The organism is Yoonia sp. (assembly GCF_036007805.1).
In the GTDB taxonomy this organism is placed as follows: Bacteria; Pseudomonadota; Alphaproteobacteria; order Rhodobacterales; family Rhodobacteraceae; genus Yoonia.
Genome location: NZ_DASYOK010000125.1, coordinates 1 through 6,949 on the forward strand (window position 1 = coordinate 1; position 6,949 = coordinate 6,949).

Below are 6,949 nucleotides of genomic sequence, written 5' to 3' on the forward strand. Positions count from 1 at the left end.
ACGGCGCCAATCGGCCAGGGTAGCTTGCCCCATTGCATCGCTATTCTGCCCATGGCCCGTGAGCCGCGTAAAATGCAGGTTTGCGCCCAGCGCTTTGGCCACCAGATCGGGCAGCGGGCGCAACTCCTGCCCTGTTGCCGAAAACCCGTGAACATAAAGAACCGCCATCTGCGTGCGCGTGGCAGGCGTACGCGCCCAGATGATCTGCTTTTCGCAGCCTGCGCGCAGGTTTGGCACCTGTGCCTCAACCGCGGCAAGTGTGGCCTCTATGGTCGCCAAATCCGGCAAGAGCGCGTCCAGCCATGGGGCGGTAGATCATCACCAGTCCAAGGATCGCCACGATCAGGATACCCGCGGGAATAAGCGTGATCGCCATTTGCAAGGCCTGCAGCGCATCCGCAGACTGCGGCACCACACCACCTGTGGCCTCTTGCCAGCCCGCCGCCGCCAACGTCAGACCCAATACCGCAGGGGCCACGGCATTCGCCAGCTTTTGCCCAAAGAGCCAGACCGCCGAAAAAGCCCCTTCAATGGCAACACCGCTGTCGCGGCGGGTGATGTCCATCAAATCAGGGTAAATGGCCCAAGGGATTTGCTGGTAGGCCCCGTTGGTCATGCCTGCCAGTACGAACATACCTGCGATGACGGTTACATTGACTGAGGGTAGCATCGTATATAGCGCGTAGAGAAGGACCACGTAGAGACTAAGGCCCAGCACCAGTGCGCCCACTTTGCCAAGCCTGTGGGAGAGAAGGACCCAAAGGGCCTGGCTCAGGATGGAGCCGATCACGAAGGCCGCAAACATCAAGCTGAGCGTGGTCAGCGCAGCGGCTGCCCCCGAAAGCAGCGTGTCACCACTGTCGATAATCAGATAAAGCGCTGCAAAGGGCAGCCCTGCCGTAATCATCGCAATCGCAAGCGTCATGACACCGTAAAGCAGGACCAGAACCACAAAGGCCTTGTTGGCAAAGACCAGCCCGAACATGCCCGTCAGGTTCACCTGTGCTGCCTGTTCAACCCGTGGTGCCTTGCGGATCGACCAGAGCGACAGCCAGACCGCCCCAATCATCAGCGGCGTGACCAACAGGGCCGCCATTGCATAGCCCATGGAGCCCGCCAGACCGGGGATCACAGCGCCACCGATCAGAATACCGATGCTTGCGAACGCCATGCGAAACCCTGTCATCGCGGAACGTTCCTTGGTATCTTGCGTAATCTCGCCCGATTGCGCGCCATAGGGAATAGCCACCATCGTAAAACCGATTGTTGCCACGACAAAGAACGCCACCACCCAAACCAGGTTTGCGCCCATGCCGAGACCTGCAGGGACCGAAAACAGCCCAACCATGCCCAAAGACATCACCAAGACGCCAAAAAACATCCAAGGCGCACGCCGTCCAAAGCGGCTTTGGGTCCGGTCGCTCAGATAGCCGACAAGCGGATCGGTAATCATGTCAAAAACCAGAACGGCGGTCGTAACAAACCCTGCGATGCCAACAGGCACCCCCAGATAGGCCGTTAAATAGGTCAGAACGAGAAGTTGCTTGACCACAACAAAGACGACCACGCCCATGTCGGCCAGCCCCCAGCCCGCCTTTTGCCCCAACGATAGCGCCATACTGTCCCCTCCCACGGGTTTGCGGCAGAGTAAGCAGAGCCTTCGTTTTCCCCAAAGCAGAACGTGGCGTCAGTCGTAAGGTGGGTTTTACCCCACCTGCCCCAAGACATCCTCGACCGCTGCGATGATGAGATTGAGACAGGTCTCGTCCGAAAACCTGTGATCAGCCCCTTTCACAAGCGTCAGCCGCATATCAGGGCCCTCGGCATGGTCCAACAGCCGCAGGGCCACAGACATATCCACATCGGCATCGGCCGTGCCCTGCAAAAACCGCACCGGAAAAGGCAACGGCAGCGGATCACGCAAGACCAGACGGGTGCGGCCTTCTTCGATCAGACGGCGGGTGATGATGTAGGGCGCGCCGTACTCCGAGGGCAGGGCCACCTGCCCCGCCATCAATTCGTCCTTCTGCGCATCCGAAAACCCCGCCCACATGCTGTCTTCGGTAAAATCAGGTGCCGCGGCGATGGTCACCAAACCCGCTACCCGCTCGGGCATCGCCCGTGCGATCAGCAGTGATATCCATCCGCCCATACTGGACCCGACCAGCACGCATTTGCCCGCCAGCAACCCGAGGGCCGCGCAAGCATCCTCGAACCAGTCGCCGATCGCACCGTCGGTAAACGCTTCGCTGCTTTCGCCGTGACCCGAGTAGTCGAACCGCAGGAATGCGCGGCCCTGCGCGCGGGCCCATTCCTCGAGAAAGACCGCTTTGGTTCCGCCCATGTCGGACTTGAAGCCGCCAAGAAACACGATGGCAGGGCCGCTCCCATCGGTCAGGTGGTAGGCGATCCGGCGCCCCTGCGGTGTGACAAGTTCATCAGGCATTTTGCACGTCTTTCAAGCCGGTTGAGATCAGGGCTGCAAGAAAACACATCGCCGCAAAAAGGCCAATCACCAAGGGCACGCTGAAAGCTGCAAGGGCTGCAAAAAGCGCACCTGCCGTCAAAAGCACGACACCGACGATTGTATTGGACACCGCTGTATAGCTGGCCCTGACGGCTGGATCAGCCATATCCACCAGATGGGTCGAGCGCCCCTGACGCACACCGTTATGCGCGATCATGACACCAAAAAGCAGCACAGGAATCACACCTGTCACCGTGCTGACGCCAATGAGATCAAGTACAACAACAAGCGCCAGCATGCCGCCTCCCGCTAGTCCGGCAAGGCGCAGCACCGTTGCAGACGAACGATCCGACAACCGCCCCCAGACATAGGACGACAGCAAAGACGCCACCGCCGACGCCAGCACCAATATGCCCAGCTGGCCCAGCGCGCTATCGGGTTGCAGCATCACCAGATAGGGCGGCGCAAGCGCTGTTCCGACAAGCAGGCTGCGCAGGATGATAAAGCGCGCCAACTGCGGGTCCTCGCGCAACAGCGAAAACTGTGCGACAGCATCAGTACCTTCACCTTCCAGCGGCACTTCCCGCAGCGTCGCAAACAGCACCGCCGCGCCGACCCAAAGACAGGCCGCGAGACTGATCGCCCCGATCACCAATGTGTAGCGTCCACCAACGCCTGATACCAAAATCAACGCGAAAAGGATTACGCCGACGGCAGCGGCAGAGCTGGCAAAACCGGTTGCCGTACCACGGCGTGATTTTGCGACGGTCTTGCCCAGCACATCCTTGTAGCTGGCCGAACAAACCGAGCGCGCTAGAGCCAGCAGCGCCAAGAGGCCTACAATGGACGCCCCTGCCGCAGCCCCCTCCAAAGTCAGCGCCGCCAGAACGATCAGCGCAGCAGCGATGCCTTGCACAAATGCGCCACCGGCCCAGAACCATTTGCGGATTTTGTGGCGCGCGATTATCGGCGCCGTCCAGAGTTGCGGCAAAAGCGCGCCCGCTTCCCGCACGGGCACAAGCAAACCAACCCAGAACGCACCAGCACCAAGGTTGGTCAAAAGCCAACTCAACACCAGTTTCGGGTCAATCAGGCCATCCGCAATCTTGGACGCACTCAGCGAGAGAATATGGCGCAGAAAACTGCCCGGCTCGGCCTTGGCCGCAGCTTCAGGCAGGTCCGTGTCGTCGCTGGACCCGTTCGTTAGCGTGGCAAATAGTTTTCGAGATAGTGTCTGTGTCATTGCGCTCTCCGGCCCAACGACATAGCGCGCCGCGCACGGATTTCACGCAGACTGCCTTTAGCGGTTTGGCTTAACCGCCGATATAGACCGCTTTTTTGGGACGATAAAAGATCTTCTGGTCGTGCAAACGGCCCAGCAGTTCTTCGTTCTCACGCTGGTCTTGCTCAATCACGCGGATCGATTCCAGATGTGCCGGATTCTCTTCTGTCAGGGCCAGACGCATGCGGGACAATTCACGACCACGGGCGCGCAGCGCCTCTTCGATCATGTCGACATCGCGAATGCTCAGATCAAACGTGCGATTGTAGCTTGGCATGGACGTACCCCAACATCTAGGTTTCGGATCGGAAACTCATGTCGTGTTTAACGTCATATGTGTCGCAGTCAACGTATATCTCTGCATACAAATCATGAGGCAAACGCAAAGCGCTTGACCTCTGCGCATCGCAACGCCATGAAGCGCGCACACATAACCCGCAACCGGGCGTTTTGTAGGCGCCAAACAGACGAGGAGCTTGCCCCAAGATGGCACAGATTTCCCTGACATTCCCCGATGGTAACAGCCGCTCTTACGAGGCAGGCGTCACAGCCGCCGACGTGGCCGCTGATATTTCCTCCAGCCTGCGCAAAAAGGCGATCAGTGCGACGGTGAACGACCAGCACTGGGATTTGCAGTGGCCGATTGAGGCCGACAGCAGCATTGCCATCAACACCATGAAAGACGAAGCCCCCGCGCTGGAACTGGTCCGCCACGATCTGGCGCACATCATGGCGCGCGCCGTGCAGGAAATCTGGCCTGAAACACAGGTCACCATCGGCCCTGTGATCAAGGACGGCTGGTACTACGACTTTGACCGCAAAGAGCCCTTCACGCCCGAAGATCTTGGCGCCATCGAAAAGAAGATGAAAGAGATCATCAACAAGCGTGATGAGGTCCGCACCGAGATCTGGGAGCGTGATGTCGCGATCCAGTATTATAAGGACCGTGGCGAGCCTTATAAGGTCGAGTTGATCGAGAGTATCCCCGGCGATGAGCCACTGCGGATGTACTGGCACGGCGAGTGGCAGGACCTGTGCCGTGGGCCGCATTTGCAGAACACAGGCCAGGTGCCCGCCGATGGCTTCAAGCTGATGTCAATTGCCGGGGCCTATTGGCGCGGCGACAGCGACCGCGCGATGCTGCAGCGGATCTATGGCTGTGCCTTCACCAATAAAGAGGGGCTCAAGGCGCATCTGCATATGCTGGAGGAGGCCGCCAAGCGCGACCACCGCAAGCTGGGGCGCGAAATGGACCTTTTCCATATGCAGGAAGAGGCACCGGGTCAGGTCTTCTGGCACCCGAACGGCTGGACTGTCTATACAGAACTGCAGGACTATATGCGCCGCCAGCAACGCAAGGGCGGATATGTCGAGGTGAACACCCCTCAGGTCGTGGACCGCAAGCTTTGGGAAGCCTCGGGTCACTGGGAAAAATATCAGGACCATATGTTTATTGTCGAAGTCGACGAGGAACACGCCCGTGAAAAGGCGGTCAATGCGCTCAAGCCGATGAACTGCCCCTGTCACGTGCAGATTTTCAACCAAGGCCTGAAATCCTATCGTGATCTGCCGCTGCGCATGGCCGAATTTGGGTCCTGCAACCGCTATGAACCGTCCGGTGCGCTTCATGGGATCATGCGGGTGCGCGGCTTTACACAGGATGATGGCCATATTTTCTGCCGCGAGAGCCAGATTGAAGAGGAAACGGCAGAGTTCATCCGCTTCCTGAGTGAGATCTACAAAGATCTCGGGTTCGAAAACTTCAAGGTCAAGTTCTCGGACCGGCCCGAAAAGCGCGCCGGGTCGGATGAGGTCTGGGACAAGGCCGAAGCAGCACTTCTGGCCGCCACCCGTGCAGCGGGGATCGAGCCGGAACTGAACCCTGGTGAAGGTGCCTTTTACGGGCCAAAGCTGGAATTTGTCCTGACCGATGCGATTGGCCGTGACTGGCAATGCGGCACCCATCAGGTGGACTTTGTGCTGCCCGAGCGGCTGGATGCGACCTACATCGGCGAAGACGGTGCCAAGCACCGCCCTGTCATGCTGCACCGCGCGACGCTGGGATCGTTCGAGCGTTTCATCGGCATCCTGATCGAAGAACACGCGGGCAAACTGCCCTTCTGGCTGGCCCCGCGTCAGGTGGTTGTGGCCACGATTGTCTCTGATGCCGATGACTATGCGCTTGAAGTCGTGGCCGCCCTCAAGGCCGCAGGCGTGCGCGCCGAGGCGGATCTGCGCAACGAGAAGATCAACTTCAAGGTTCGTGAACACTCGGTCGGCAAGGTGCCGGTCATTCTGGCACTTGGCGCGCGTGAAGTCGAAGAGCGCACAGTCACCGCGCGGCGGCTGGGCGAGAACAAAACTTCTGTAACATCTCTGACCGAGATTGTTGCAGAACTGGGTAAAGCGGCCACGCCTCCAGACCTTCTGTAACATTCCGGCACTGGAACCTGTAACAAACCCGCCGATGCCCCAATCGGCGGGTTCTTTGTTTTTTATGGGAAATTACAGATGCGGCAGGCTGTCGCAGGCAAAACAGGCTCACGTCACCTCACGCGGGCGCGATGCACAGCCCTGTGAATAGCGCGCAGGCGCGATTGGCCGCTAGGGTTTGGTCATCGCCGAACACTGGCGAGAGATTATTGCTGACCCAACCAAAGGAGATTTTTTCATGTCCAACACGACCAAAACACTCTTTCTCGCGAGCGCTGTTGCCACCGCTGTTGCAGGCCTTGCAACAACAGCTGCCGCCCAGGAAAACGTAAAATGCTTCGGCGTTTCTCTGGCCGGTGAAAACGACTGCGCTGCCGGTCCTGGCACGACATGTGCGGGCACATCCACCGTTGACTACCAAGGCAATGCTTGGACACTGGTCCCGGCTGGCACCTGCGAAACGATGGAACTGCCCACGATGGCCGACGGAACCGAGCGTATGGGTTCGCTTGAAGAGCTTGACCGCGATCTGCCTGCATAAACGGACCAACGCGTAAGGTGGATCTTGATCCACCTTACGTTTCCTCTGCCCAAAGGTGCCTTGCCATGTTCGACGCCACACAAACCCCCACCCTGCCTGCACGTCCCGGCGTGGGCTACAAGGCCCAGCACTACACCAACATCATGGAGCAGCCCGGCCCGCTTGGATGGCTGGAAATCCATGCCGAGAATTACATGGGCGACGGCGGCCGCCCGATTGCGCAACT

General features: G+C 59.2%; 7 protein-coding genes and 1 pseudogene. 3 read left to right on the forward strand and 5 right to left on the reverse strand.

From position 1 onward, the window contains the following. From VGP75_RS06895 to VGP75_RS06915, 5 genes and pseudogenes are all read right to left on the reverse strand, one after another. A pseudogene (locus VGP75_RS06895) lies at positions 1 to 279 on the reverse strand (alpha/beta hydrolase); the annotation flags it as partial. Beyond that, positions 245 to 1,618, reverse strand: a complete 1,374-nt coding sequence (locus VGP75_RS06900) for an MFS transporter (RefSeq protein WP_327542950.1) — start codon at positions 1,616 to 1,618, stop codon at positions 245 to 247. The pseudogene VGP75_RS06895 and the gene VGP75_RS06900, both read right to left, overlap by 35 nt. Before the next feature lie 87 nt (positions 1,619 to 1,705). After that, on the reverse strand, positions 1,706 to 2,446 hold the full coding sequence (locus VGP75_RS06905) for an alpha/beta hydrolase (RefSeq protein ID WP_327542951.1): 741 nt from the start codon (positions 2,444 to 2,446) through the stop codon (positions 1,706 to 1,708). After that, positions 2,439 to 3,710: an MFS transporter gene (locus VGP75_RS06910; protein WP_327542952.1), complete on the reverse strand. Its 1,272-nt coding sequence runs from the start codon at positions 3,708 to 3,710 to the stop codon at positions 2,439 to 2,441. Before VGP75_RS06910 ends, VGP75_RS06905 begins: the two co-directional genes overlap by 8 nt. A 70-nt stretch (positions 3,711 to 3,780) precedes the next feature. Beyond that, positions 3,781 to 4,026, reverse strand: a complete 246-nt coding sequence (locus VGP75_RS06915) for a hypothetical protein (RefSeq protein ID WP_327542953.1) — start codon at positions 4,024 to 4,026, stop codon at positions 3,781 to 3,783. 209 nt (positions 4,027 to 4,235) lie between these two features. Here VGP75_RS06915 and thrS point away from each other — a divergent pair, with 209 nt between their 5' ends. The 3 genes from thrS to VGP75_RS06930 form a co-directional block, all read left to right on the forward strand. Then, entirely contained in the window at positions 4,236 to 6,182 is a 1,947-nt protein-coding gene (gene thrS / locus VGP75_RS06920; protein WP_327542954.1) for a threonine--tRNA ligase, read from the forward strand. 238 nt (positions 6,183 to 6,420) lie between these two features. After that, a complete protein-coding gene (gene bufA1 / locus VGP75_RS06925) occupies positions 6,421 to 6,723 on the forward strand; it encodes a BufA1 family periplasmic bufferin-type metallophore (RefSeq protein WP_327542955.1) in 303 nt (100 codons plus the stop codon). Between the two features lie 65 nt (positions 6,724 to 6,788). Further along, positions 6,789 to 6,949 (forward strand): multinuclear nonheme iron-dependent oxidase (locus VGP75_RS06930; protein WP_327542956.1); only part of this gene is annotated, 161 nt, incomplete at its 3' end.